General features: G+C 62.5%; 21 protein-coding genes. 8 read left to right on the forward strand and 13 right to left on the reverse strand.

Features of this window, described 5'->3' with window-relative positions; all coding sequences use genetic code 11:
- Positions 1-16: 16 nt before the first annotated feature.
- The gene (locus tag CLAC_RS07585; protein WP_082313237.1) at positions 17-1,249 is read left to right on the forward strand and encodes a GTP pyrophosphokinase; all 1,233 of its coding nucleotides are present in this window, start codon (positions 17-19) and stop codon (positions 1,247-1,249) included.
- On the opposite strand, the gene CLAC_RS12375 is transcribed toward CLAC_RS07585, so the two are convergent.
- Together CLAC_RS12375 and CLAC_RS07590 are read right to left on the reverse strand one after the other, a co-directional pair.
- Positions 1,200-1,652: an RNA-binding S4 domain-containing protein gene (locus CLAC_RS12375; RefSeq protein ID WP_082313239.1), complete on the reverse strand. Its 453-nt coding sequence runs from the start codon at positions 1,650-1,652 to the stop codon at positions 1,200-1,202. The genes CLAC_RS07585 and CLAC_RS12375 overlap by 50 nt on opposite strands.
- A complete protein-coding gene (locus CLAC_RS07590) occupies positions 1,653-1,889 on the reverse strand; it encodes a hypothetical protein (protein ID WP_053412389.1) in 237 nt (78 codons plus the stop codon). It abuts the gene before it with no gap.
- Between the two features lie 106 nt (positions 1,890-1,995).
- On the opposite strand from CLAC_RS07590, the gene CLAC_RS07595 reads away from it, so the two are divergent.
- Positions 1,996-2,721, forward strand: coding sequence for a helix-turn-helix domain-containing protein (locus CLAC_RS07595; RefSeq protein WP_053412390.1), 726 nt, complete (start codon positions 1,996-1,998; stop codon positions 2,719-2,721).
- A 25-nt stretch (positions 2,722-2,746) separates the two neighbouring features.
- On the opposite strand, the gene CLAC_RS07600 is transcribed toward CLAC_RS07595, so the two are convergent.
- A complete protein-coding gene (locus CLAC_RS07600) occupies positions 2,747-3,406 on the reverse strand; it encodes a YigZ family protein (protein WP_053412391.1) in 660 nt (219 codons plus the stop codon).
- A 106-nt stretch (positions 3,407-3,512) separates the two neighbouring features.
- Between CLAC_RS07600 and treZ the strand changes: the two genes are divergently transcribed.
- Positions 3,513-5,405 carry a malto-oligosyltrehalose trehalohydrolase gene (treZ, locus tag CLAC_RS07605; RefSeq protein ID WP_053412392.1) on the forward strand — a complete coding sequence of 631 codons (1,893 nt, stop codon included), beginning with the start codon at positions 3,513-3,515 and terminating at the stop codon, positions 5,403-5,405.
- Between the two features lie 130 nt (positions 5,406-5,535).
- Here the strand turns inward: treZ and CLAC_RS07610 are convergent, their stop codons facing one another.
- The 3 genes from CLAC_RS07610 to dnaE form a co-directional block, all read right to left on the reverse strand.
- The gene (locus CLAC_RS07610; protein WP_053412393.1) at positions 5,536-9,219 is read right to left on the reverse strand and encodes a hypothetical protein; all 3,684 of its coding nucleotides are present in this window, start codon (positions 9,217-9,219) and stop codon (positions 5,536-5,538) included.
- Between the two features lie 94 nt (positions 9,220-9,313).
- Positions 9,314-10,609 carry a threonine ammonia-lyase IlvA gene (ilvA, locus tag CLAC_RS07615; RefSeq protein ID WP_053412394.1) on the reverse strand — a complete coding sequence of 432 codons (1,296 nt, stop codon included), beginning with the start codon at positions 10,607-10,609 and terminating at the stop codon, positions 9,314-9,316.
- Between the two features lie 113 nt (positions 10,610-10,722).
- Positions 10,723-14,280 carry a DNA polymerase III subunit alpha gene (gene dnaE, locus CLAC_RS07620; RefSeq protein WP_053412395.1) on the reverse strand — a complete coding sequence of 1,186 codons (3,558 nt, stop codon included), beginning with the start codon at positions 14,278-14,280 and terminating at the stop codon, positions 10,723-10,725.
- 307 nt (positions 14,281-14,587) lie between these two features.
- Here dnaE and CLAC_RS12820 point away from each other — a divergent pair, with 307 nt between their 5' ends.
- The 3 genes from CLAC_RS12820 to CLAC_RS07630 all read left to right on the forward strand — a co-directional run bounded on the left by CLAC_RS12820 (position 14,588) and on the right by CLAC_RS07630 (position 17,448).
- Positions 14,588-14,752: a hypothetical protein gene (locus CLAC_RS12820; protein ID WP_169750333.1), complete on the forward strand. Its 165-nt coding sequence runs from the start codon at positions 14,588-14,590 to the stop codon at positions 14,750-14,752.
- Positions 14,753-14,839: 87 nt separating this feature from the next.
- Positions 14,840-16,075, forward strand: a complete 1,236-nt coding sequence (locus tag CLAC_RS07625) for an alanine racemase (protein ID WP_053412396.1) — start codon at positions 14,840-14,842, stop codon at positions 16,073-16,075.
- Positions 16,072-17,448 (forward strand): D-arabinono-1,4-lactone oxidase, encoded by a 1,377-nt coding sequence (locus tag CLAC_RS07630; RefSeq protein ID WP_053412397.1) that lies wholly within the window; start codon positions 16,072-16,074, stop codon positions 17,446-17,448. Before CLAC_RS07625 ends, CLAC_RS07630 begins: the two co-directional genes overlap by 4 nt.
- Positions 17,449-17,476: 28 nt before the next feature.
- Here CLAC_RS07630 and rarD read toward each other — a convergent pair whose 3' ends face one another.
- From rarD to lspA, 4 genes are all read right to left on the reverse strand, one after another.
- Entirely contained in the window at positions 17,477-18,364 is an 888-nt protein-coding gene (gene rarD, locus CLAC_RS07635; RefSeq protein ID WP_053412398.1) for an EamA family transporter RarD, read from the reverse strand.
- A 105-nt stretch (positions 18,365-18,469) separates the two neighbouring features.
- Complete coding sequence (locus tag CLAC_RS07640; RefSeq protein WP_053412399.1) at positions 18,470-19,192, reverse strand: hypothetical protein; 723 nt, start codon at positions 19,190-19,192, stop codon at positions 18,470-18,472.
- Positions 19,192-20,100 (reverse strand): RluA family pseudouridine synthase, encoded by a 909-nt coding sequence (locus CLAC_RS07645; protein ID WP_053413348.1) that lies wholly within the window; start codon positions 20,098-20,100, stop codon positions 19,192-19,194. The genes CLAC_RS07640 and CLAC_RS07645 overlap by 1 nt, the downstream gene beginning before the upstream one ends.
- A gap of 46 nt (positions 20,101-20,146) precedes the next feature.
- Positions 20,147-20,701 carry a signal peptidase II gene (lspA, locus tag CLAC_RS07650; RefSeq protein ID WP_053412400.1) on the reverse strand — a complete coding sequence of 185 codons (555 nt, stop codon included), beginning with the start codon at positions 20,699-20,701 and terminating at the stop codon, positions 20,147-20,149.
- Between the two features lie 80 nt (positions 20,702-20,781).
- Between lspA and CLAC_RS07655 the strand changes: the two genes are divergently transcribed.
- Positions 20,782-21,705: a DUF6263 family protein gene (locus CLAC_RS07655; protein ID WP_156324801.1), complete on the forward strand. Its 924-nt coding sequence runs from the start codon at positions 20,782-20,784 to the stop codon at positions 21,703-21,705.
- 106 nt (positions 21,706-21,811) lie between these two features.
- Here the strand turns inward: CLAC_RS07655 and CLAC_RS07660 are convergent, their stop codons facing one another.
- On the reverse strand, positions 21,812-22,582 hold the full coding sequence (locus CLAC_RS07660; protein WP_053413349.1) for a WKL family lipoprotein: 771 nt from the start codon (positions 22,580-22,582) through the stop codon (positions 21,812-21,814).
- 123 nt (positions 22,583-22,705) lie between these two features.
- Here CLAC_RS07660 and CLAC_RS07665 point away from each other — a divergent pair, with 123 nt between their 5' ends.
- A complete protein-coding gene (locus CLAC_RS07665) occupies positions 22,706-23,716 on the forward strand; it encodes an asparaginase (RefSeq protein ID WP_053412402.1) in 1,011 nt (336 codons plus the stop codon).
- A 12-nt stretch (positions 23,717-23,728) separates the two neighbouring features.
- Here CLAC_RS07665 and CLAC_RS07670 read toward each other — a convergent pair whose 3' ends face one another.
- Positions 23,729-24,400: a sugar O-acetyltransferase gene (locus CLAC_RS07670; protein ID WP_082313241.1), complete on the reverse strand. Its 672-nt coding sequence runs from the start codon at positions 24,398-24,400 to the stop codon at positions 23,729-23,731.
- Between the two features lie 32 nt (positions 24,401-24,432).
- Entirely contained in the window at positions 24,433-25,881 is a 1,449-nt protein-coding gene (locus CLAC_RS07675; protein WP_053412403.1) for a DNA polymerase IV, read from the reverse strand.
- Positions 25,882-25,946 lie beyond the last annotated feature (65 nt).

Consider the following 25,946-nt stretch of genomic DNA (forward strand, 5'->3'; position numbering starts at 1 on the left):
TCCGCCTGCTGCCTCAATGAAGAAATCGCTTTCCGACGCCTCCTCCCAAAGCCCCAGCGCCCCTAACAGGGACCATGGGGCTTCTCGGGGTACCCGTGAGGAAAGAGGGGACGATGCCGCGTATCCGGATGCGAAGACAATCGCTGCGCAGGATCGCGAGACGACCAGGGCTCTGCAGTCGCGCTACGATTCCTGGACCATGCGGCACCCGACCGCGTCCCAGGATTTCGTTGACGCGATTAAAGAGATTCTCTCCGAAGCCGGCCTGGCTTTCGATGCGGTGACTGCGAGGGTTAAGTCCTTCCGCTCGACCAGGCTGAAAGCGCTCCGCCGAAATCCGGATGGGACCTACGTGTACCCGGACCCGTGGCATGACGTTCACGACATCATCGGGGTGCGCGTGACCACATATCACTCCACGGAGATTCCGGAGATCATGGACGCGCTCAGCGATTCCCTCACAGTCCTGCGCACGATAGACAAGACCGCGGAGACGCGCATCAGCGGCCGCTTGGGCTATGGTTCCCAGCACCTGATCTGTAAGGTTGGGCAGTCGGCTCCGTCGGACCTCGCACCGTATTTCAACATGCAGTTCGAGGTGCAGTTGCGGACGGTGCTCCAGCACGCCTGGGCGGAATTCGAACACGATATCCGATACAAGGCGCCCGAAGGAGCCACAGATCCACGCATCGACCGGGCCTTCGCTCTGGCCGCTGGACTGATCGAGCTCGCGGATCAGCAGTTCGACCAGGTTGTCGCCGTTTTGGAGGAAACCACCAGCGAGGAGTCCCAGGAGGCTACGGACTCGGGCGAGCAGTCTCCCGAGGATACTGTCGGCGCGGACGACATCGTGCTCACTCCGGAAACCCTCCCGGGCGTCCTCACCCTCCTGCTGCCGAACTCTCCCCGTTCCAAGTCCGAGCACTACGCGTGGGCTGAAGAGTTGCTTACGCTCAATGGCATTACGACGGTGGGACAGCTGCGTCAACTCATCGACCCCAGCAGGCTAGCTAGAGTTCACAAGGCCATGAAGTACCGCTTCCGGCCCGGCCATGTGCGAGTCATCGACGACCTGCTATTGGCCGCACGAGGGAACCGACACATCCTGGCGAGCTCGGACACCGGCGACCTGCCTCAGCGCCGTCCCCGCCGCCTGCGCTCGCGCCTGAATCAGATGAAGCAGGCCGGGGTGTTGGAGGCTACGACTGACGGCCCCGAAGACGATCGAGCTGACGGCGATCGCGCTTAGTCGGCCGCCCTGCTCCCCGATCGCGGGTCGGCATGGAGGCGAGGATTTCCTTCGGTGGCGGCGGGAGCGAATGGTCGATGTAACACTGAGCTGCCACCGACGCACCTACGCGCTTGCGAATCGTGCGCGTCACCTCCACAATCCGCTGCCTGTGGTTTACCCAGACCCGGACTGAGTCTCCGGGAACCACAAGCTGTGATGGTTTCACGGCTTCCCCGTTGACCTTCACATGGCCGCCTCGGCAAGCCTCTGCGGCCAGTGCTCGAGTCTTCATCAGCCTTACAGCCCACACCCAGGCATCCACGCGCACCGGTTCGCCAGAGCCTACCTGGACGAGATCCGACGAGCCCGAGCGGGTCGATTGGTTGGGCTTGTTAGCCCGTTTGGACGAGGATCCTGCCATCTACTGCGGATCCTTGTAGTTCACAATCTTCTGGACCTTCTGCCAGTTGACGAATCCCCCGATGAGACCGATGCCCGCCAGGATAATGAACAACCACAGCTCCGTGGCCAGCAAACCTAATACCAACCCCGCTGCAATTCCGCCTCCGGCCCAAATGGCAGCATTGCGCGTGTACTTGCGCACGGCTGCCTTACGGAGTTCGATGGGGTTATTGGGACGCGGCTGGAGATAACTCATGTCTCCATAATAAGCGGAGCGCCGCCTAACTAGCCGAACCGCACCTTTTTGCATATTTCAGTAGCGCATTACTAGGACTGCGTAGGTCAGTTGATATGGTGAAGTTATGACCGAGACCGTTCGCCCCCGCCACCGCATGGTGGACCGCGTTGCTGCGATTCTCGAACTGGTAGCCAGGACCCGGGAGGGACTGACTCTCACCGACATCGCGACTAAGCTCAACTACCCGCTCAGCACCACTCAGGGCCTTGTCAATGGCCTGACTGCGACCGGGTATCTCGACGAGCATAACAAGCGCTACACGCTCGGCATGGCACCCTTTCTTCTCAATGTGATGGCCGGCCGCCGAATGGTCAACGTTCCGATTGAGGAGCTCGAGGCTATCCATGCCGAGACCGGTCTAATCACAGTATTGGCGTTACCTGTGGGCGGTAAACTCTTCTACCTGAAGACCGTCGGCGAGTCCATGCGCTACCAGTACCTGACCGAGAACTTCCTCCCACGCTCCCTGCTGCGTACATCGGCGGGCTGGGTGCTAATGAGCCGCTTTGAAAAACGTGAGCTGTGGTCCTACCTCAACAGCGTTAGGCCGGAGGAGCAAGTCTACGTCGACGATTTCCTCCGTCACGCCGGCGAGATTGCGGAAACCGGTGCCTGTGCCGCGCCAGGCATCGCTGAGGGAGGCGGAGTCGATGGCGTGTCCGTCGCCGTGGAGCAGGACGGCGCGACAGTAGCTGCAGTCTGCGTGTTCGGCAGGCCGGAGAAAATTGCGGAACGTCGCGACGAGCTTGTCGAGATTCTGCAGCGCCACCGCGGCGCACACACCGAGTAGGCGCCCGTCGAGCGAGTAGGAGCCGCTAAGCCGGGATCTCCCGCCACGTCTCCCCTGCATCGGCCGACGGCGCGCTGATGCCTTTTGTAAGCGCCTGCATCGCACCATCGAGCTGATCGACTTCATCAGCTGCAACGGCGATGTGGAAGGTCACCTCTTGTGCCCAGGTCGTATCGATAATCGAGAAGCCCCGCCCCCTCAGTTCTGCCTCTATGCGACCGGCGTCGGCCGCGGGCGCAGTCACAGTGCGTACGAGCCTCTTTTTCCGGCGCATCCTGGCAACCTGATTCAAGCATTCGGATACCGAATCCGAATAGGCCCGCACCAATCCGCCCGTTCCGAGTTTAATGCCTCCGAAATAACGAATCACCACCGCGGTGATGTTCGTCAGCCCGCTGCCCTGCAACACATCAAGCATGGGTCTACCCGCGGTTCCGCTCGGCTCTCCGTCGTCGGAGGAACGCTCGACCCGGTTGCCGCCCTCAACCTCATGGATGAAAGCACTGCAGTGATGCCTTGCGTCCGGGTACTCGGACTTGGCCAGAGAAATGAGCTCCCTGGCGGCCTCCTCATTGTCGGTGCGTCCGATCCACGTGATGAAACGAGACTTCTTGATCTCAATTTCGTTGATGGCGATGTCGCCGTCGGCAGGCACTAGCAGTTCGGAGTCGGCACCGGAATTCATGAACTCTATTGTTGCGTATCGCCTCGCGGACGCGAAACACCCTCTCACGCGCCAGGCTGTTCTCGCATGAGCAAAGCCAGCGCCGCAAGCCTCAATCTCCCCTACCATGGAGAACATGAGCAATTATCGAGTCTGGGCCCCGTACGCCACCGAAGCACGTCTCCTCCTGGGCGACCCCGCCGCCCCCACCATCTTCGAGATGCACCCAGCCACCGAGGATGGCTATTCCGGCGATTCTGGATGGTTCGAAGCGGATGTCGCCCCGACTCCCGGGGACAGGTACGCTTTCTCCCTTCGCGCACATGCGGGCTATGGGGCGCCTGACGACGGGTCGAAAACGGGCGACTGGACTATCCCCCTGCCCGACCCTCGGTCGAAGTCCCAGCCCGACGGGCCCCACGGTTTTTCCGAGGTTGTCGACCTAGGCGGCTACGAGTGGAAGGATTCGGCGTGGACCGGGCGAATCCTGCCCGGCGGCCTGATTTACGAGCTGCACGTCGGAACGTTTAGTCCTTCCGGTGACTTCGCCGGGCTACAGCAGCACCTTGATCACCTGGTGGACCTCGGTGTCACTCACGTCGAGATTATGCCGGTCCAACCCTTCGGCGGCGATCGCAACTGGGGCTATGACGGTGTGTCCTGGCATGCGGTCCACGAGGGCTACGGCGGCCCGCGCGGCCTGCAGCAGCTTGTCGATGCCTGCCACCGCAAGGGCCTGGCCGTCGTCCTCGACGTTGTCTACAACCACTTCGGCCCGGACGGAAACTATGTCGGCTTCTTCGGCCCCTACACCTCGGGCGGGTCAACTGGCTGGGGCGAGGTGGTCAACCTCACTGGCGATAACTCCGACGAGGTGCGCGCCTACATTCTCGACTCGGTGCGCCAGTGGCTTGTCGATTACCACGTCGACGGCCTGCGCCTGGATGCCGTCCACGCACTGCACGATGAGGGCGCCTTCCACATTCTGGAGCAGATGCAGGTAGTCGCCGATTCCGTCGCTGCTGAGACGGGCATCCCACGTTCGCTGATTGCCGAGTCCGACCAGAACGACCCGCGCCTGGTGCGCCCGCGCGTGGCCGGCGGCTTCGGGCTGAATGCGCAGTGGGACGATGATGTCCACCACGCCCTGCATACGCTGGTCTCTGGCGAGGACCACGCCTACTACGCCGATTTCGGCACTGTCGAGGCGCTGGCCACCGCGCTGGAGACAGGCTTCTGGCACTCGTCCACTATGTCAACGTTCCGAGGCCGCACCCATGGCCGCCCCTTCGACTTGTCGGTCCAGCCGATGCATGCGTTCATCACCTACACCACCACGCATGATCAGACGGGCAACCGCGCGATCGGTGATCGCCCCTCGATGAATCTCTCGCCCGCACAGCAGGTTCTCAAGGCCGCGGTCATCGCCTGCAGCCCGTTCACGCCGATGCTCTTCCAGGGCGAGGAGTGGGGCGCATCCACCCCGTTCGCTTTCTTCTCCTCGCACGAAAATGACGAGCTCCAGCGCCTTACCCGTGAGGGCCGCCTGCGCGAGTTCGCTAGAGCCGGTTGGAATCCGCAGGAGGTCGCCGATCCCTCCGATCCCGCTACTTTCGAAAACTCCAGGTTGGACTGGTCCGAGGTCGCTGCCGAGGACCACTCCGCTATCCTCGATGCCTACCGCGAGCTTTTCGCTTTACGACGTTCCCACCCCGCATTGCGCACCCCCTGGGCTGCGTCGGTGACCGCGGAGTTCGACGAGGACCAGCGTTGCCTGGTGCTGCTGCGCAGCCAGGACGAGCGTGAGGTCGGCGCCCGCGGCAACGACGAGTTCGAGACGCTGGCGCTGGTCGCCAACTTCTCCGATGCGGAGTCTCGAGTTTCCTTGGATTCCGATTTCGGCAATGCCGAGCTGCTGCATACCTTCGGTGACGCGGCGGCCAGCATTATTAACGATGACGCCGCGGGTCCAGAGATCACGCTTCCTGCCTGGGGCTACGCTGTCGTCTCGCTGGGCTAGTGCTGGTTGCGCAGTGTGCAATACGCAGTGCGATGCGTAGCGCGCAGTGCGATGCGCCGAGCTCGCGACTTTAGCGCAGTCCTATGACTGTAGAACAACCGAGAGGCTGCGCTACAGTCACCAGCGAGCGCTAAAGTGCCGGGTCGGTGGAGTCACCCGAGTCGGCATCCTGAACCAGCCCCGCCTCCGTAACCGGCTCCGGGAGCGTCGTGACGTCTCCGTGCAGTGCGTGCGTCACCAAGGCATCGGCAATCAGCAGGTCGCTCATGACCAGTGTAGGAACGAGATCAGCCAGCTGCGCCCACAGCGGAGTCAGGTCGCGGACAGCGGCATCGCTAACTTCCGGGTTCTCCGCCTTAGCACGCGCGAGAACGCGGGCAGCAACTGCAATCAGCAGGGACGTACCCGGCACCAGGGTCCAGTGCAGCGACGCGTCATCGGCATCGATGCCGTCTAGTTTATGGAAGCGCACGTTGACGGCCTTGCGCAGCCGCGGCGATGCCTTGGACACCGTCTTGAACAGAATTCGCGAAGCTGCCGCCAGACGCGCCATCACACCGGATTCCACGATTTCGTTCCGGTTGCGAACAACCTCGTAAATCGCGGTAAAACGGGCATCATCGTCGGTCAGAGGCCCCGGCACCATGCGGTGCGAGTCGAAGACTTGCGACAAAATTGCGCTGGCCTGGGCTTCCGGCAGAGCGGTAATCTGCACCGACGACTGGTCAATACAAGCCGACTCCAACGTCGTATCCTGACCGCTCGCGGCAACGTCCAAAAGTGCCTGGCCGCCCATCGTGCGCAGGTAATCCAGCTCACGGGCGCGATCAATGTCGCCATTCGGCAAGTCCGCGAGTGCCGCCAAGGCACCCAACCAAGGCACTCGACGACGCCCCGGCACCGCTTCCTTCTGGCTGAAATCGCCGAGTACGAGACCGGAGGCAATCAACATGCCCGGCTGGTCACCCAGCGCAATCGCAGAACGATTCAGCGCCGCCAGACCCGCACGCGGGCTGGCGCACAGAATCCGTCCCAGCACTGGAGCGGCCAACAGTGGATTAGCCTGGGCCATAGTCGTCGCGCGGCCGAGACGCTGCGTCGCAAAGAGGGTCCACAGTCGAGCCAGCTGATCCTGGTTGAGTTCGCCCCACTGCTGGCGGGCCAGGGACACTGGGTCCGAGGCAGAGTCGTCGGAAAACGAAACGACCTCACCATCATCGCCATGGTGGAGGACAGTCGAGCCCTCCGCCGGCCACTGCGGGTGACGGTCCTTCTCCACGCCTAGGGTGACCTGGGCAACGAAGGGGCCGAAACCGCGCAGGTCTTCGGGCAGTTCGCACTCGCCCTCGACGACCTCGACTGCGGCAGGCTCGCGCCACGGGGCGCCAGCGGCCCACAACCACAGGGTCATCGGCAGGTGCGCAACCTCGCAGGAGACATCAATTTCGATGATGTCCGGGGCCTCTTCGTTGAAGGCCACAGAGCGGATGACGTCGCGCGATCCCGCCTCGACCAGGGGGACGGAGAGGCGCTTGCGACCGGTCACACGGGTCCAGTCCAGGCTCACTCGCAGCGCCTTCAGTAGCGATACGCGATCGGCGAACTGCCCCAGCTCTGCGTAGCCGGTATCGCCGCTGCGCACCAGCGGCACTCGGCAGATGTCGCGCTCACCGCTGGAAACGGCTATGTGTGCGTGGCGGAGCTCGCCCGGAGCGCTAACGACGATCCTGCCGAAGGCATCGATGCGGCGCGGGCGCGTAACTAGCGTGGTGGTGCGGCGGGCGACGGTTTCGTCGGCAAGCGGAACCTCAAACTGCAGCACGCCCGGGGTGACCTGCAGGGACAGCCAAGCGCCCTCTTCAGTCGACAGGTCGACCGTGCCGGTGACGTCATCTGCTCCAAGACGGACGATGACTGGCGCTGCGGCCAGTGGCTTCTCGCCTGAGTTCACGCGAATCTCGGCGGGGCTGAGGCCGTCCTCGGTCGGGATGCGGAAACCGTCGCCGCCACCGCGGTAGGTCACGGTCAACTCCGCCTGCTCGGCAATCGCAAAGTGCTTTTGGAAGCTACGTCCGCGCGGGTTGACGAGGCGGACGACGAACTCGCCAAGCCAGGGGTAATCGTCGTCGGTCAGAATCTCGACCTCGCCACCGGCGGCGGGAACATCGAGATCGTAGACCATGACGGACTCGGTGGAGAACACACCGTAGCCGGCGAACTCGGTCACGATTGCACGCCAGGACTCGTCCTTGCCAGAGAGGGTCGGAGGGAACACTGCGACCGGGCCACCATTGTGCACGGGCGTACCGAAGCTGGTCACGGCACCGTCGAGGCGGGCGTGCGGCATGGTCATGCGCGGTTGGCGCTGCGGAGAGGCCGAGCGCACCTCGCCCGCCTGGCCCGCGCGGCGCACCTGCACTGCGTATACGTCACTAAGGTCAATCTCCACGACTTGCCAAAGATCCCAGCTAAACGAACGCGGATCAGAGAAGGTCGGAACCTCCCTGCCGGTAACCGGATCCACGAGCTTTGCGTCCACCGGGTAGACGACCGTCGCCGAACCGGAGTGAACCGAGACCTTGTCCGTGACCGACTGCCCGTCGGCGCCGAAGATCAAAATGGGGTCCTCGGTGCTAATGGCGGGCACCTTCCAGTGCTTTTCCTCGCCCAACTCCACGAGTACATCGCGAACCGGCTCGTCGATAGTGACGATCGGACGCGGCTGGGAATCCTCGAGCCCCACCACGGGCGTCGTCGCCACCGTGCCGCCGTAGGTCACGCGCCAGCTGCGCCCAGCAGCCTCCGCGGGCTTCGGCAGCTGCACCGCCACCGACTGCGTCGACTCGTCGAAGTAGAGCTGCGGGCGACCGGTCGTGGCCACGACTCCCACCGCTTCGCGGCGATCCGCCGTACCTACGGGGCGCAGTCGCAGCTCCTCGCGCGCCCCGCTGACGAGAATGGGCGGCAGGCCCGCGTCGAGCTGCCCCAGCTCCTCCCGGGCCTCCCAGTTCGCTGGGTCAGCAGCCGTAGCGATGGAATACCCGAGGGTCGCCTTGAAAAGCTTCAACGCCTGCCTCGGAGCCGTCCGGGTCAGCTGGCGCAGCGCCAGCGGATTTTCACCATCCTCGGACTCTGCGACCTCCGCGACGAAATCGTTGAGCTTGTCATGGACCTTCAGAAGCGCCTGCACGAGGTCATTCGACGTCGGCTCCGCCATTTCCGCAACGCCGGCCATCTGCTCAAAACGCTCGATAATCAGCGGCATCACCGAAAGCTGTACACCAGCATGCAGAAGCATCAGCTGTGCACAACGCTGCCGGGCGTCAGCAGCGGGCTCGTCGTCCGAGGAAACGTCGTAAGGCAGGCCAATCTTTTCGAGCATGCCCGGGACTGCTTCCGCGAGGTGGTCAATCAGCTGGGATGTGGCCTCCGACCGCGCGTCGAGCTGCAGCGCCGCCGGCCAGTCCAACCACATCTCGCTTGCCGACGCCACCCGCGCCGCACGCCCCACCAGAGACGCCAGGGTCACCAGGGGGTGCTTATCGACGGTCTCCCGCGCCGCCGCAATTCCCTCTTCAGTGCCACCGGAAAGGTGATGAGCGAGGAGAGCACCGAGAAAACGGTCGATGCGTTCGACCTCGTCCATCGCCAGGCCTGACCACACAAATAGCGGCTCTACGTTCGCCTGCTGCGCGGAGTCCAGCAAACCTGGAATGCGGGCGGAGAGCTCATCCTCCGCGACCGCTAGCCACATCTGTACCGACATTGTGTTTTCTAGACGAACACCCTGGTGAACACTGTTCGCAGAAGTCATAGTGGGCTTGGTCGCTCCCCTTCTTGAAGAATGCGTAAAAGAATTTGGCGGAAAATAGGTTGAAAAAGGACGGCTTCGGATAACGACAGAGAGTTTAGGTCAAGAAGTCGTATTCCGGGGTTCCGGGAACCAGGCGGCGGCAGTCCAGCGGAGACTTCTCCATCCGCGCCATCAGAGAGTCCAGGTCAGATGCCCTGCGCAACTCAATGCCGACAAGCGCGGCACCAGTTTCGCGGTTGTTTCGCTTTAGGTATTCGAACTGCGAGATGTCGTCATCCGGGCCGAGGACATCATTGAGGAACATCCGCAGCTGACCGGGCTTCTGCGGGAAGTTGACCAGGAAGTAGTGCTTGAGGCCTCGGTAAACCAGGGAACGCTCCATGATCTCCGCGTACCGCAGGACGTCGTTATTGCCACCGGAGATGATGCAGACGACGACCTCGCCCGGCTCAAAGTCCAGCTGCTCCAGCGCTGCTACGGAGAGCGCACCAGCAGGCTCCGCGATGATGCCCTCGTTCTGGTAGAGGTCCAACAGCGATTCACAGACCGCACCCTCAGGGGCAATCATCGGGTGTACGCGGCCCCGATTGGCCTCGACAATGTGCCACGGCAGGTCGCCGAAGCGCGCGACGGCGGCACCGTCGACAAACGGGTCGGTCTGGGACAGCGTAATTGGCCCGTTGTTGTCCAGGGCCGACCGCATGCAGGCCGCACCCGCAGGTTCGACACCCATGACCTTGGTCTGCGGCGACATATCGGCCAAGTAGGAGGTGACGCCACTCAAAAGTCCGCCTCCGCCGACGGGAACGCAGACGGTATCCAGGGTCAAGCCTTTACCAGAGAGCTGTGCGATGATCTCCGCCGCCACCGTCCCCTGGCCGACGATGGTGTTGAAGGAGTCGAACGGCTCGACCATGGTCGCCCCGGTGCGCTGGGCATCGGCACGCGCGGCGGCGGCCGCCTCGTCGAAGGAATCGCCGGTGACCACGATTTCCACAGCTTCGCGGCCATGGTAGGCGATGCGGTCGCGCTTCTGCTTCGGGGTCGCGTTGGGGACGTAGATCCGCCCCTGGATTCCCAGCGTGCGACAGGCGTAGGCAACGCCCTGGGCGTGGTTTCCGGCCGAAGCCGCGACTACGCCCGCGGCACGTTCCGCGTCGGTCAGCTGCACCATGCCGTTGTATGCGCCGCGAATCTTGTAGGAGCGGACATCCTGTAGGTCTTCCCTCTTGAGGAAAATTTTTGCCCCGGTGGCCTCAGACAGGCGCGGGCTGTACTGCAGCGGGGTTGCAGCAATAACGGAGGAAATTCGTGCCTGCGCAATCTGAATATCGGCCGCATGTACGAGGCGACGTTCTGGCTGGGACGCAGGTACGGAATTCTCACTCATGGGGTAGCACTTTACTCGGTCGCAAAGATGGTTGCGACAAGCAGGCCACACAAAAGGGCCACCGTCCACCGAGCCCAGCCCGACGCTGGAAAATAGCCGACGCAGACTGGACTCTAGCCCAGGATGCTCGGGCCGATTGTCGCCTTGAGATCTCCGATGAGGCTGGCGCTGCGATCGACGCGCAAGTGCTCGCCGAGCACGAGGAGCGAGTCATTATCGCCGTCAACCAGTTTCAGGTAGACATCCGAATCACCCGGATTGTCCAGCAGCACAGACTTCAACTTCGCGATGTTCTCCGGCGTGCACTGGTCGGTGCGCATTGTCAGGCGCAGCGGCGCGCTTGTGTTTCCGTTGCGGCCGAGATCAGGCAACTTCAGGTCATCGCAGACGACGCTGAGGCGATCATCACGGTACTGAACGCGCGCCTTAACCAAAACAATTGCGTCTTCCGCGATGCTGGTCGCAATCATCGCGTAGGTACGGGCGAACGCCATCACCTCCACGCGGGCGCCGTTGTGATCTTCGATGCCGATAATCGCCCAGGGCTGGCCGTTCTTATTCACACGTCGGTCCACACTGGAGACGATGCCGCCAATAACCACCTCAGTATTGTTGGCGACTTCGCCACCGACAATCGTTGTCAGCGCGGTATTGGTCTGCGCTGCCAGGGACTCCTCGAATCCGTCGAGTGGGTGGCCGGAAACGTACAGACCCAGCATTTCGCGCTCGAGGGCCAGTTCGTGCTTGCGCTCCCAGTTTTCCTCCGGGACGCGGACCTCGAAGATGTTGTCCGCCTCTGCCTCTTCGTCCCCTCCGAAGCCTGCGAAGAGGTCAAACTGCCCCTTGTCCGCGGCCTTCTTAGTGGGCAGCACCGCATCAACCGCTTCCTCGTGGATGAGCGCGAGTCCCTTGCGCGGATGACCGAGCGAGTCGAACGCCCCGCCCTTGATTAGCGACTCGGTGATTCGCTTGTTACACGGCAGAGTGTCGATCTTGTCCAGGTAGTCCGAAAATGACTTAAACTTACCCTTTTCCTCCCTCGTCGCAACGATTGACGCTACGACATCGTGGCCGACGTTGCGAATCGCGCCGAGACCAAAGCGGATGTCGTCGCCCACCGGCTCGAAGTTCATACCGGACTCGTTAACATCCGGCGGCAGCACCTTAATGCCGAGGTGGCGGCAGTCCGACAGGTAAATGGCCAGCTTGTTCTTGTCATCAGCGACCGAAGTCAGAAGCGCCGCCATGTACTCGGCGGTGTAATTGGCCTTCAGGAATGCCGTCCAGTACGACACCAGGCCGTAGCCCGCGGCGTGTGATTTGTTAAACGCGTAGGACGCGAACGGCAGGATGATGTCCCACAGTTTCTGCACTGCGTCCTTCGAGTAGCCGTTGGAGAGCATACCGCCCTCGAAGTTGACGAACTCCTTGGCCAGTACCTCGGGCTTCTTCTTACCCATCGCCTTACGGAAGCCATCCGCCTGACCTGCCGTGTAGTTCGCCAGCTTCTGCGAGATCTTCATGATCTGCTCCTGGTACACGATTAGCCCGTGCGTTTCTTCCAGGATCTCCTTGAGCTCCTCATCGAGCTCCGGGTGGATGGCGTTATAAGGCTTGCGGCTGTTCTTAATATCCGCGTAGTCGAAGTGCGCGTTAACGCCCATCGGTCCCGGTCGATACAGCGCCAAGGACGCGACGATATCTTCGAAGCCCGTCGGCTGCATGCGCTTGAGCAGCTCGCGCATACCGCCACCATCGAGCTGGAACACGCCGAGAGTATCGCCGCGGGAGAGCAGCTCGTAGACCTTTTCGTTGTCTGTCTGCAACTCATCGAGGAGGATGGTCTCGCCCCTGTTCGCCTTGATGTGCTCGATGCAGTCACCGATGACGGTGAGGTTGCGCAGGCCCAGGAAGTCCATCTTCAGCAGGCCGATGGCCTCACACGCCGGGTAGTCCCAGCCTGTGATAATCGCGCCGTCAGCCTGGCGCTTCCACATTGGGATGTGGTCCATCAGCGGGACCGACGCCATGACCACCGCACACGCATGCACGCCCGTCTGCCTGACGACGCCCTCAAGGCCACGGGCTGTTTCGTAGATGCGGGCGACATCGGGATCGGTCTCGATGAGCTGGCGAACCTCCGCGGCCTCGCCGTAGCGAGGATGCTCCGGGTCGACAATGCCGCCGAGCGGAATATCCTTCGCCATAATTGCCGGCGGCAAGGCCTTGGTGATGCGATCGGCAATCTGATAGCCGGGCTGTCCGAACTGCACACGAGCGGAGTCTTTCAGCGCCTGCTTCGTTTTGACCGTACCGAAGGTGACCACCTGGGCAACCTTGTCTTCGCCCCAGCGGTTGGCAGCGTATCGAATCATTTCATCGCGGCGACGATCGTCGAAGTCGATATCAATATCGGGCGCGGACGGACGCTCCGGGTTGAGGAAGCGCTCGAAGAGCAGACCATGTTCAATCGGGTCGATGTTGGTAATCCAGGTGGCGTATGCAACCAGGGAGCCCGCCGCCGAACCACGGCCGGGACCGACCTTGATACCCACCTCGCGGGCGTGCTTAATCAGCTCGGCGACGATGAGGAAGTACGAAGGGTAGCCCTTGCCGTCAATAACATCAATCTCGTACTCGGCGCGCTTGATGTACTCCTCCGGAACCTCAGAGCCTTCGAAGCGCTTGCGCAGTCCCTCCATAACATTGTGATGCAACCACGTCGTCGGTGTCTCCCCCTCCGGCACATCGGCCTTCGGCATGCGGTCATGAGGGTGCTCCTCCCACAGTTCGTCGTAAGACTCGACGCGTTCGGCAATAAGCAGCGTGTTATCGCAGGCGTCTGGGACCAGGTGATCCCAGGTGGCGCGCATCTCGTCTGCGGACTTAATAAAGTAGCCGTCTCCGTCGAATTTGAAACGGTCCGGGTCATGCAAGGTCTTGCCCGTCTGAACACACAGCATGGCCTCGTGCGCCTTCGCCTGATCCCGGGTGACGTAGTGACAGTCATTCGTCACAACCGGCGGGAGATTCAGCTTGCGACCGATTTCGAGCAGCTCACTGCGCACGCGAGTCTCAATGTCCAAGCCGTGGTCCATCAGCTCAAGGAAGTAATTTTCCTTGCCATAAATGTCCTGCCACATGCCCGCGGCCCGTAGTGCCTCATCAAACTGCCCAAGGCGCAGGCGCGTCTGCACATCTCCCGAGGGACATCCCGTGGTCGCAATGATTCCCTCGGCGCGCTCCGCGATCAGCTCCGCATCCATACGTGGATACTTACTGATTTGCCCCTCATACGACGCCATCGACGACAGGTAGAAGAGGTTGCGCAGCCCCTGCGCGTTACGCGCAATCATCGTCTGATGCAGGTAGGAGCCTCGACCCGAGACATCGTCCCGCTTCTGGTGCGGCTCACCCCATTGAATGCGGTTCTTATTAAATCGGCTTTCTGGCGCAAGATACGCCTCGATGCCGATAATTGGCTTGATTCCCTTCGACTTCATCTGCCGATAAAAGGCGTTGGATCCGAACATGTTGCCATGATCGGTCACACCTACAGCCGGCATTCCCTGCCGGGACACCTCATCCGCGAGAAGGTCAATTTTCGCCATCCCGTCCAGCATCGAGTACTCGGTGTGGTTGTGAAGGTGTACGAATGAGGAGTTAGCCATGAGTCCAGATTCTAGACAATCGCCCGGACCGGACAAGCGCCTCACTACCGAACAGGTGCGACGCTCTCTCCTCCCCACCGAGGCAACCGAGGCGAGATCCAAGATCGCATAGCATCGCCGACCTGGGGCACGACGCCTCGCCTGGACAGATATACCTAGAAAACTATCCGCCAAGACGTGTTAAACATCACTCGCCTTCTCCTTTACTTTCCAAAACAACTCGACCATACTGGACCCCACAGTTCGCGAGGGATTCCTCACATTTCTCACAGAGGAACACTACGATTGAATACTTAGGAGAACCGTTATGTTCACCCCACTCCCCGAAGGCACCTACACCCTCTTCCCCAAGGCTCAGCTCGATCGCGCCATCGCAAACATGGAACGCCGCCCCGTAGCTGCGGGCTACCTGGCCGATGGCGATGTCATCACTTCCGACATGGACGCGACACGTTACAGCTGGCTGGTTTAGACCTAAGGCCACAACTTTCGGCCAGTAAAGAAATAATATTTTTCAAACTAAAGACAGTGTTCCGCGTCACAAGTTATGTTTTAGAACATGAACTTTGACCGAGGAACGCCCTCGGCGTCGAACGCCGGGGAAAACGCAGCCTTTGCACCGCCGCTATCGACAGAGCTGCTAAAAAGGAGCACTTCGCTTCCGGCCCTTGTCATTGACCTCGACGCCGTAGACGCGAATGCCGAAGACATGCTCCGGCGCGCAGGAGACAAGTCCATCCGGGTCGCTTCGAAATCCATTCGTATCCCGGAGCTTATTTCCTATGTTCTCGCAAAGCCCGGTTACCAAGGCGTACTCGCCTATTCCCTGCGCGAAGCCCTGTGGCTCTACAAAGAGGGAATCAGCAACGACATCGTCGTCGCCTACCCCACCATGGATGCCGCCGCGATAGCCGAACTGGCCGCAGACGACGGGGCTCGAGCCTCCATTTGCGTCATGGTCGATCTCGTCGACCACCTCGACGTCCTCCGCGATGCGGCAACTGAGGTCGCACCAATTCGCGTCTGCATCGATGTCGATGCCTCCTATCGGCCGATTCCCGGGGTCCACATCGGCACACTGCGGTCTAGCCTGCATTCCGCAAGGGATGCCGCGCGCTTCGCCCGTGTCATTGCAAGTTATCCGCAGCTGCGCCTCGCAGGTCTCATGATGTACGAGGGCCACATTGCCGGCGTCGGGGACAAGGGTAGCTCCCTCCGCGCCCGTGCCATCCGCCTGATGCAGAAGCTCTCTCGCACAGAGCTCGCTAAACGACGCGCCCGCGTCGTCGCTGCGATTGAAAAATCTGCAGGTCCCCTCGAGTTCGTCAACGGCGGAGGCACAGGCTCCCTGGAATCCACCTGTGCTGAGACCGCTGTCACAGAGGCCGCCGCAGGCTCTGGGTTCATGGCGCCGACCCTGTTCGACAACTACCGCGCCTTCACTCTGCGTCCTGCCTCTTGGTTTGTCCTTCCTGCAACTCGCAGGCCGAAGAGGAACATAGTCACCGCATCCGGTGGTGGCCGCATCGCGTCAGGTCCCGCCGGAGATGACCGTTTGCCCACTCCCCATTTCCCCGCTGGCCTCAAGTTCGCGCCCGAGGAAGGCCCTGGCGAAGTCCAAACCCCACTCATTGGCTCCGTCGCCGCCACCGTAGCAATGGGCGATCCCGTCTGGTTCCGACACGCCAAGGCGGGCGAAACCTCTTCGCATGCCAACGAGGCAATCGCAGTCAAAGAAGGAAAAGTCATCGGCCATTGGCCCACCTACCGAGGAAAAGGACTGATTTTCACATGAGCAACAAGACCGTCGCCACCCGCTCCACCGATGCACAGTCCGCACCTTGGCAGAACTGGTCTCGCACGCAATCCTGCAACCCCTCCTACATTCATCAGCCCAGCGACGCCGCTGGAGTTTCCGCCGTCATCGAGGCCGCGAAGGCGGATGGAACAAGTGTCCGGCCACTCGGCGCAGGGCACTCTTTTACTCCAGTTGCCACCACCGAAGGCCACCGCATCCAGCTCGACCGCTACTCCGGCCTGGTAGACCTCGACACGGAAAACAAAACTGTCACGCTGCGGGCGGGCACCAGGCTGCGCGACATCCCGGGTATCCTGCGCCCTCTCGGCTGGGCGCTGCCCAATCAAGGCGATGTCGACCCGCAGTCGCTGGCCGGCGCGATTTCGACCGGCACACATGGCACCGGCCTCGGTTTTACTGGCTTCGCCGGAACGGTTCGGGGTTTCCGCATCGTTACGGCTGACGGCGTCGAAAAGCACTGCCATGCGGGGGCCAGTGGCGAGGAGGCGGAGCTGTACCGCCTAGCGCGGCTCGGCCTCGGCGTATTCGGTGTGATGACCGAGGTGACGATGGATATCGTCCCGGCCTTCGACCTGCGCGCAGACGAACACCGGGAAGACTTCGAGTCCCTGCGTAAGGCCTTCCCGGAACGCTGTGGCGAGGCTGACCACCTGGAGTTTTTCTGGTTCCCGGGGCAGAAGGAGGCGCTGGTAAAGCACAACACCCGTACGGCACCGGCTCCGCGTCGTCGTCGCCCTACCCCGGGAACTGTTCGGCACAGGCTCGGGCAGGTGCGTTCCTTCGTGGACGAGGAGCTGCTGGGTAACATCGGCCTGAAGGCCATCTGCGAGGTTTCAGCGAAGTTCCCCGCGGCCACCGGCGCCCTGAACAAGTTCGCGACCAATGCAGTTCCTGAGCGCATCTACTCCGACGAGGCACACCGAGTTTTCGTCTCGCCGCGACGGGTGAAATTCGCCGAGATGGAGTACTCGGTGCCGCTGGAGGCCGCTCCGGACGTCCTCGACGAGATTCGTTCGGTGCTCGAGGCGAAGAATATCCAGGTCTCGTTCCCCATCGAGGTGCGCGCAGCGGGCGCAGACGACGTGGCGCTGTCCACCGCCTACGGCCGCGATAGCGCCTACATCGCGGTTCACCGCTATTTCAAGGAGCCATATCGCGAGTACTTCGACCTGATTGAGCCCATCTTCAAGGCCCACGAGGGACGCCCCCACTGGGGCAAGCTCCACACGCTGCGCGCAGCGGACCTCGCGGAGCGCTATCCGCTTTTCGACGAAGTCGCGGCCCTGCGCGACAAGGTCGACCCCGAGGGGCTGTTCCTCAATCCGCACCTGCGCTCGCTGTTCGGCTAAGCGGCTAACCAACTATAGGGCTATCGAATTAGCTGGCCTGGCGGCGCGCGAAACGCCTCCTGCGCTGCTGGGCGGCCAGCTTGATAATCAAGTCCGCGATGAACAGTGCGACCGCTCCCCAGATGATGAAGTAGCCGATCCAACGCTCGGGCGAGAGCTCCTCGCCGAGAACCGTCACGGCAAGCGTCATCTGGATGACCGGGGTGATGTACTGCATCAGCCCGATGGTGGCCAGGGGCAGCTTCTTCGCGCCCTGGCCAAAGAGGAGCAAAGGCACGGCAGTCGCGATTCCGGCGCTCATCAGCAGCAGGGTGTGGCCGGCGCCGTGAGAAGTAAAAGTGCTCTGCCCCGTATAGGCCAGCCACGCCAAATAGGCGATTGCAATTGGGGTGATGACGGCGGACTCCGCGGTCAAGGACGCCGCCGACGATAGCGATACCTTTTTCTTCATCAGCCCGTAGAAGCCGAAACTCAGGGCCAGAGCCAACCCCAGCACCGGAGGATGCCCAACCCCAACGGTCAGCACGATCACTGCGAAAATCGCGACAATCACGCTGGCCAGCTGCAGCTTCGACAGGGTCTCCCGAAAGAAAATCATCGCCAGTACGACACTGACCAGCGGGTTTATAAAGTAGCCCAAGGCCGCCTCGGCGACCTGACCGGAATTGACCAGGTAGACGTAGACTCCCCAGTTGACGGAGATGAAAAGCGCCGCCGCAAAAATAGCGCCCCAGGTCCTCGCGCTCGCGGCGCGCAGCTCCTTCCAGGACTTCATCACGGTCAGAGCAATGACCATGAACAGCAGGGTCCAGACGAAGCGATGAGCCAGGATCTCTACCGGCGCGGCCGGCTCGAGCAGGGGAAAATACAGCGGGAAGATCGCCCACAAAAGGTACGCGCCGAATGCCTGGATCACTGTCTCAACTTCCTCCTGCTCGCCTAACCTGCTGGCCGCGTGGCAACCGTCACTGGTCGCCTCCCGCTGCCTCGTCTAGGGGTCCACGGTCCCGACTAGCGAAGCCTACTCCCTCTGATTGACCTCCGGCGCATACACCGGATCTTCTTCGGAGAAATCCGAACCCAGGTACGGGCGCACGCCGAAGCGCCCTCGCACTGCATCGCTGGGCAATGCTTCCACCGCAGCAATATCGGGGCGCTGGCGGGTCTGCTTCAGAGTCGTGGCATCGCCGTAGACAATAAGGCCGTTGATCAGAAGCTTCGGGTCGTCTGTGGCCAGCCCCGCGGATGCCGCAACCAGCTCCACCTCGTCGTGCATCAGCCGCTCGCGGTTTGCGGTCTTGCCCGGCTCAGGTAGGTCGCGGGTAACCATCGAGCCCAAAATCATCGAGGCCACCCGCAGTTGCGCCAGCCCGTCGACGCTCTTCGCAGCCCTCGAATAGTCCAGTGGTTCGTGGAATGTCACGAGTGCCCAAAACTTCGGATCCTTACGAGAGGGCTCGTCGCTTTCGCTTTGGGATGTCTCTCGACTGATGAGGTCCAGCGATTCGTCGGCACGCGCGCTGTAGGCGGTGAGCGACTCCCAGCTCTCGGGCCCGAGGAAATCGCCGTTGATATCCTGCGGTTTGCTCATCCGGTCGGAGGTCGACAGCACAACCATCACCGCCACCAGCGCAATCACACACACCGCCGACAGCGCCGCCATCGTCGGAGAGATGCTTGCCGACGAATGCCTCCCGGTCTCCCGCGCCCGCCGCGACGAACGGTCCTTTCCGTGCCTTCCCATTAACCCTTCCTCAGCACGTCGAGGGCGTGAGAGAGGTCATCCGGGTAGGGGCATTCGATTTCCATCCAGCGGCCATCGGCCGGGTGGTGGAACCCCAGTGACACGGCGTGGAGCCACTGGCGGGTTAGTCCCAGGCGCTTGGACAGCGCGGGGTCGGAGCCGTACATCGGATCGCCGCAGCACGGGTGGTTCAGGGCGGAGAAGTGCACGCGAATCTGGTGCGTGCGGCCGGTCTCGAGCGTCACTTTCACCAGGCTGGCCTGGGCGAATGCCTCCAGAGTCTCGTAGTGGGTGACCGCGTGTTTGCCGTCCTGCCTCACCGCGAAGCGCCATCCCGCCGACGGGTGCCGCCCAATCGGCGCGTCGATAGTGCCGGTCGACGGGTCCGGGTGCCCCTGGACGAGCGCGTGGTAAGTCTTGGAGACATCGCGATTCTTAAATGCTCGCTTCAGCACCGAATACCCCCGCTCCGAGCACGCAACTACCATCACGCCGGAGGTCCCGACATCGAGGCGTTGCACGATTCCCTGGCGCTCGGGCGGGCCCGAAGTCGAGATGCGGAATCCCGCCGCCGCGAGCCCTCCGACCACGGTCGGCCCTTCCCAGCCCACGGAGGGGTGCGCCGCGACGCCGACCGGCTTGTGCACTGCCACCAGGTCGGAGTCGTGGTAGAGCACCTCCATGCCCTCAATCAGCTCTTCCTTTGGCACCAGGGAGGTCTCGACCGGGGGAAGTAGCACCGACAGCCACGCGTCCTCCTCCAGCCGGTCGGACTTTCCTACCGTGCGCCCGTCGATGCTGATGTCGCCCGCAACCGCCAGCTCCGCAACCGCAGTTCGGGATAGCCCGAGCAGCTTAGCGACGCCCGCATCGACCCGCATGCCCGCAAGTCCCGGGGGCACGGGCATCTGCCGAGATTCTCGGGGGCGGTTATCCCGGTGGGTGTTGGCGTGCTCAGTCTCGTTCAATATCCCGCTCCTTTCGCGCTTGCTTTTCGACCTCAATCTGTTCCGCGAAAACATCCGGTTCCTTGGAAAAGATCATCCATATGACCAAAATGATAATGCCCACGGTGATAGCACAATCGGCGATATTGAAAACTGCAAAGCCCTTCAGGGATAGGAAGTCAACGACGTGTCCGACGTAGAAGCCCGGGTCACGGAAAAGCCGGTCGAGAAGGTTTCCGAGGGCACCTCCCGCTACCAGCCCCGCCGAGATCGCGGAGACCGGGCTGCGCAGCCAGTTGGAGAAGTACGCAACGGCGCCGATATAGAGGATCTGCAAGGTGGTGAAAGCCCACGTGGCATTCGTGCCAAAGGAGAAGGCTGCGCCGGGATTGCGCACGAGGCGGAATTGGAATAGGTCCCCGAGCACGTCCACTGCCCTGCTCGGGTCCAGCAGTGCGAGCGCGCCGATCTTCGTGGCCTGATCGATTACCGCAACGGCGACAATGACGGCGACAAGTAGACCACGGCGGGGGAATGTTCTCCGCTTTTCCTTATTAGTCACCGTCCCATAATGGCCCAACGAGTACCGATTCGGCTAACCGGAAGGTCGCCTTGAAATCTCGAGAAGGTACTCTCAACTGTGTGAAACGACGCTCCATTATCTCTGTTTCTTCCACACCTACGCGCGTGGCCTGCGTGTCCGCGGCCGCTACCCTGCCGCTCGCGCTGGCCGCATGCAGCTCCGGCGCTGCCGTTGAGACGCAGCCTGCGGACATTGCGGATCTTGCCGTTAGCGTCACTAACAAGGGCGAGGGCCAGCGGGCCTCGGTGAAGTGGAAGGACGATGGGACCGCGCAGAAGTCATCGGCTGTCATCACTCAGGGATTCTCCCAGAAGAGCGGATCGGGAACCGGCGACCAAACCTTCCCTGATACAAGGCTGGAAATTCCGCTGTCCGCCTCTGTTGCAGGTGTTCCCGACGCGCGGGCAGTCACCGCCACTGTAGGGGTTCCGCACGGCTCCAACGCGGAGCTAAACCAGGACATCTCAACCGCCGAGGGGTTCGTCGCAGAGTGGACCGCCAAGCCCTCCGGCAAGATTACGGAGCTGAAGCTGGGCGCCCCGGAGAAGGCGACCGATACGGCGCGAGTCGGTATCGAGACCGCAGTCAGGCAGCTAAATTCGGTGCCTATCGTATTCCCGGAGGAAGAAATCGGCACCGGAGCGACATGGACGGCTGAGAGCAAGGTCGAGGGCCAGACGGAGATGACCCAGAAGGTCACGTATACGCTGCTCGGCCGCACCGGCGATATTGTCGATGTCAAGGTCGCTGTGGAGCAGGTCCCGTCCGTAACCGAGCTGGACACCGGCGCCGAGACTCCGCTGAAAGTCATCGAGTCGGATACCCGCATGCTGGCTGACACCGTCAAGATTGACCTGACAAAGCCCCTGCCGGTATCCGGCGGGGTCGACTACGTTACCTCGGTGACCTACGGTGACGGCTCCTCGGATGTCCGTATCGTCCAAAGCACCCACCGCGGAATCGAGTTCAAAGAACAGGGCTAGCCGCCTTCGCGCGAGAACGCCCCCCCTCACGATCCCTCTGCTCGAAAATAAGTTTCGAAAAATGGGGCCGGGCGATTAGTTTATTGAGAACCCCTATGCCCCGTCGCTAAGCGGGAGGCGCGGGATTCGGCGCCGGGGCTGGTGCCTCCGCAGGCGCGGGTGGCGGACCTGCTGGGGCAGGTGCCTCCGCTGGTGGTGCATCAGCGGGAGGGGCCGCAGGCGGGGGCGGCGGAGCGTCCGCCGGAGGGGCTGGCGGAGGCGGAGGCGGTGCTGGAGCATCTTCCGGGGGAGGCGGTGCATGCTCAGGCGCAGGAGTCTCTGCGGGCGGTGCAGGCTCCGGCGGAGGTGGCGGCGTTTCGCCCGGAGCTAGGCAAAACGCTGGCTTGGCCTCGGGATCCAGGGTTCCGACCAGGCGGCATGCCCACTCCTTGCTGAGCATCCAGCGGCCCTTGCGATTGAGGAAGTCCACCTGCTCAATCAAGCGCGGTTCGGAGTCTCCCTCAGTAACGTTGATGCCCGCGACTGCCGAGGTTGCGGAGAAGCCGGGCAGAACCGGATCGATGACGTCAAGGTGAATCTCGCGGTCCGCCGCGGCGCGGGAGACAATGTCGAAATAATCCCCCGCCTTGTCACCGTCTTCGATGGTTTGCGCCCGCTCCTCCGGCGGAAGATTCGGATCTAGGAGGCGTACCAGGACATCGTTGAGTTCCGCGGGGGTCGGTAACACGACGATAGGAGCCGCGCTGCTCGTCTTCGAGCTCGTCGTCTCCTGTGGCGTGCTCTCCCCGCCGCAGGCGACAAGGCTCACCGATGCCACCGCACTAATGACCAAAGCCGTGGCGCTACGGACACTGCGCTGGACGTTCATGAGATGCATAACTCCGAAAATTTTTAGACTGCCAATAATAACCACCACAGGCCTTTAAGAGCTGCGAAGTGGTTTCTTTACCTGCCTCAATCCTACACAAGGCCAAAGCATCCTCCGGGTAAACTGTTCTTTATGTCAACCCAGGATTCCACCTCCGCAAACGCCTCCGAAACAGCCCCCGCAGGCGCCGCCAACACTTCCGCTACCGCTGTGGCCCCGGCCCGCCGAATTGCCGTCCTGACCACCGGAGGAACTATCGCGTGCACGACTGACAGCGACGGAGCGCTCGTGCCTACAATCTCCGGCCCGGAACTTGTTCGCACCGTCGCGGCCCGCTTCCCCGAGGGCGCAATCGAGTTCGAGGTACGCGAGCTGGGAGAGCTGGACTCCTCCAACCTCACCTTCGCCGACGTCGACGGAATCCTCGCCGCCATCGCCGAGGCGCTTTCCGACGACACGATTGACGGAGTCGTTGTCACCCACGGCACCGACACGATGGAGGAAACGGCAATGGCCGCGGACGCCTTTCACAGTGATTCCCGGCCCGTGGTTTTCACCGGCGCTCAGCTGCCCTTCGATCACCCGGAAACGGACGGTCCCGGTAACCTCTTCGAGGCAATCACCATCGCAACGGACCCCTCGGCCCAGGGCATCGGCGCGCTTATTGTTTTCGGCCATGCGGTGCTTCCGGCGCGAGGCGCGACCAAGTGGCACACCAGCGACCTACTCGCGTTCGCAACTAATGCCCCGGAAGAACCGGTCCGGCCCGATCCCCTTCCCCTGACCAAACTGGAGGGAATGAAGGTAGACATCGTTCCCGCGTACCTCGGCGCCGACAGCTCCCTGATTGACGCCGCCGTGTCAGCGGGCGCCCGCGGCTTGGTCATCGAGGGACTCGGGGCCGGTAACGTCGGCGATTCCTTCGCCGCGGCGATTGAACGCGCGCTGGCCGCGGGCATCGCCGTGGTGATGGCGACGCGCGTGCCCCGCGGCGATGTTTTCGCGGCCTATGGCGGCGACGGCGGCGGTGCTACCCTCGCCCGCCACGGCGTCATCAGCGCAGGTTGCGTCCACCCGGCCCAGGCCCGCATCATCCTCGCGGCGGCTCTGGCCGCTGGTGTGCACCCGCAGACGCTCTTCTAAGGTCAGCCGCCGCTACACGTTTTGATCAATCAGGCGGATAATCTTTGCCGGATTTCCGGCCACCACGACGCTCTCGGGAACGTCCTTAGTCACCACGGCCCCTGCTGCGACCACGGAGTTTGCCCCGATGCGGACTCCTCCGAGGATGATAGCGCCGCCGCCGATCCAGACGTTGTCACCAATTTCGATTTCGTCACCGGACTCTAGGTAAGCCGCCCGAGCCTTGGCTGGCAGGGGATGCACCGGCGGCAGTAGCTGCACGTTCGGGCCAATCTGGACGCTATCTCCCAACGTCACTTTCACCACGTCGAGCACCGTCAGCCCAAAGTTGACGAACACGTCCGCCCCGACGTGGAAGTTGTCCCCGTAATCCAGGTAAATCGGTGGACGGATTGTGCTGCCCTCGCCGAAGGACCCCAGCGCCTCGGCGAGCACCTTCTGCGCCGCTTCCTGGTCCTCATGGAATGCCCGCTCGAACTCTGCCGCGACCGTCCCGATGCGCTGATTAATCGCCTTCGATTCCGGATGATCCGCGATGTACCAGTCGCCGTCCAGCATGCGCTGCCGGTTGTCCTTACCATCGTCGGGAAGGGTAAGCGGCGGGTTGGAGTTCCGGTCGGTATTGCGCAGGGAGGCTCGTCGGGAGGCCTCCAGCTCTTCGATCGCTCGGGTGTTATCGCTCATGCTCTCCCAGTGTACGGGGCTTGAGACCAGGGCTAGCGCAGCTTCTCCTCGGCAGTCTCCTCCGACACATTCGGCAAATCTAGCGCGGCCTCCTCGTCGGAGGCCAACCACTCGGGCCAGTCCAGACTGCACACCGCGGAGCACGGGCGCAGGCCCGGGTCGTCCTCCTTCAAGGTAATCATACGGCCGGGGCCCGAGGAGCGGCTTTCGAACCGAACCGTGACAATGCCATGCCCCGAGCCCTGCACCCAACCGTGGCCGTACTCGCTGTGATGCACGTCCGAGGTGGGCACCCATTTGGAGTCCGACAATCGCACCGTCGGCAGAGCCCCGGAATCGCCTACCTCGACGAGGCCGGCCGGGACGTCGGCAAGCGCGGGCCCCGGCACCCGGTCTTCCACGGTGACGCTGCGATCTAGCTCTGGGAAAAGAACTTCCTGCAGGTGCGAGTCCAGGCCGGAAAACCCCACGCCGACCAGCCGCACCGGGCCGACCTCCGCCGGCGTGAAGGCGATGCGATGAGCCACGGCCATCAGGGTCTGTTTGTCCTGAGTGGCGTAAGTCAGGGTCTCCGAGCGAGTGTGGATGCTCAGGTCAGCGAGCCGGACTTTGCAGGTAATCGTCCGCGCGCCTCGCCCGTCCTTGAGCAGACGCCGGAACGCCGAGTCCCCCGCCCGATCCACCGCCGAATGCAGCTGTGCCTTCGACTCCAAGTCCTGCGGGTAGGTGTACTCGGCAGACACGGACTTCGCGACGTCACGCTCCTTCACCGGCCGATCGTCGTGCCCCTGCGCGAGCCTCCACAGGGCTAACCCAGTCTTCGATGACAGCGACACCTCGACATCGCGCTGCTCCATCGCGGCGAAATCGCCAATGGTCTCTACCCCGAGCGCGTGCAGCTTCGCCGCCGACACAGGCCCGATGCCCCAGAGTTTCTCCACCGGCAGCGGATGCAATAGCTCATGATTTCGCTCCGGCTCCAGCACGTAAACGCCGTCCGGCTTAGCCAGCCCCGAGGAAATCTTCGCGAACTGCTTCCCCGCTCCCGCGCCTATCGACGATGCCAGCGAGGTCTCCTCCCGAATCTCCTCTCGCAGGGACTGCGCCCACGCAATTACCTCGTCCTTGCTGGCGCCGTAGAGCTCTTCGGGCTCCATGAACGCCTCGTCCACGCTGAGTTGCTCGACAACGGGCACACGGGCCCGGATGACGGAAAATACTCGCCGGGACACGGGGCCGTAGATGCCCTTGCGCGGGCTGACTGTGACCGCGGTTAGGGGCATCAGTCGGCGAGCCCGCGCCATGGGCATCGCGGAATGGGCGCCGTAGGCGCGCGCCTCGTAAGAGCATCCTGCGACGACTCCGCGGCCGCCGAGTCCACCCACCAAAACGGGGCGGCCCCGAAGCGTGGGTCGGGTGAGCTGCTCCACGGACGCGAAGAAAGCATCCATGTCTATGTGCAGCACCCAACGCTGTGTCATCAAAGCCGCCCCTATTGCTTCCTGGTCACGCAGACTTTCCCCGGAAACTGCCGGGGAAAGACCAC

Origin of the sequence: Corynebacterium lactis RW2-5 (assembly GCF_001274895.1) — a bacterium.
Lineage (GTDB): Bacteria > Actinomycetota > Actinomycetes > Mycobacteriales > Mycobacteriaceae > Corynebacterium > Corynebacterium lactis.

Bases quoted from the DNA above. Each gene is read 5' to 3' on its own strand.
- CLAC_RS07590 (WP_053412389.1), bottom strand. From the start codon at position 1,889: ATGAGTTATCTCCAGCCGCGTCCCAATAACCCCATCGAACTCCGTAAG.
- CLAC_RS07640 (WP_053412399.1), bottom strand. From the start codon at position 19,192: ATGGGAAGGCACGGAAAGGACCGTTCGTCGCGGCGGGCGCGGGAGACC.
- CLAC_RS12375 (WP_082313239.1), bottom strand. From the start codon at position 1,652: ATGGCAGGATCCTCGTCCAAACGGGCTAACAAGCCCAACCAATCGACC.
- ilvA (WP_053412394.1), bottom strand. From the start codon at position 10,609: ATGAGTGAGAATTCCGTACCTGCGTCCCAGCCAGAACGTCGCCTCGTA.
- CLAC_RS07595 (WP_053412390.1), top strand. From the start codon at position 1,996: ATGACCGAGACCGTTCGCCCCCGCCACCGCATGGTGGACCGCGTTGCT.
- dnaE (WP_053412395.1), bottom strand. From the start codon at position 14,280: ATGGCTAACTCCTCATTCGTACACCTTCACAACCACACCGAGTACTCG.
- CLAC_RS07670 (WP_082313241.1), bottom strand. From the start codon at position 24,400: ATGAGCGATAACACCCGAGCGATCGAAGAGCTGGAGGCCTCCCGACGA.
- CLAC_RS07610 (WP_053412393.1), bottom strand. From the start codon at position 9,219: ATGACTTCTGCGAACAGTGTTCACCAGGGTGTTCGTCTAGAAAACACA.
- CLAC_RS07675 (WP_053412403.1), bottom strand. From the start codon at position 25,881: ATGACACAGCGTTGGGTGCTGCACATAGACATGGATGCTTTCTTCGCG.
- CLAC_RS12820 (WP_169750333.1), top strand. From the start codon at position 14,588: ATGTTCACCCCACTCCCCGAAGGCACCTACACCCTCTTCCCCAAGGCT.
- CLAC_RS07600 (WP_053412391.1), bottom strand. From the start codon at position 3,406: ATGAATTCCGGTGCCGACTCCGAACTGCTAGTGCCTGCCGACGGCGAC.
- CLAC_RS07665 (WP_053412402.1), top strand. From the start codon at position 22,706: ATGTCAACCCAGGATTCCACCTCCGCAAACGCCTCCGAAACAGCCCCC.
- CLAC_RS07630 (WP_053412397.1), top strand. From the start codon at position 16,072: ATGAGCAACAAGACCGTCGCCACCCGCTCCACCGATGCACAGTCCGCA.
- treZ (WP_053412392.1), top strand. From the start codon at position 3,513: ATGGAGAACATGAGCAATTATCGAGTCTGGGCCCCGTACGCCACCGAA.
- CLAC_RS07585 (WP_082313237.1), top strand. From the start codon at position 17: ATGAAGAAATCGCTTTCCGACGCCTCCTCCCAAAGCCCCAGCGCCCCT.
- CLAC_RS07660 (WP_053413349.1), bottom strand. From the start codon at position 22,582: ATGCATCTCATGAACGTCCAGCGCAGTGTCCGTAGCGCCACGGCTTTG.
- CLAC_RS07645 (WP_053413348.1), bottom strand. From the start codon at position 20,100: ATGCCCGTGCCCCCGGGACTTGCGGGCATGCGGGTCGATGCGGGCGTC.
- CLAC_RS07625 (WP_053412396.1), top strand. From the start codon at position 14,840: ATGAACTTTGACCGAGGAACGCCCTCGGCGTCGAACGCCGGGGAAAAC.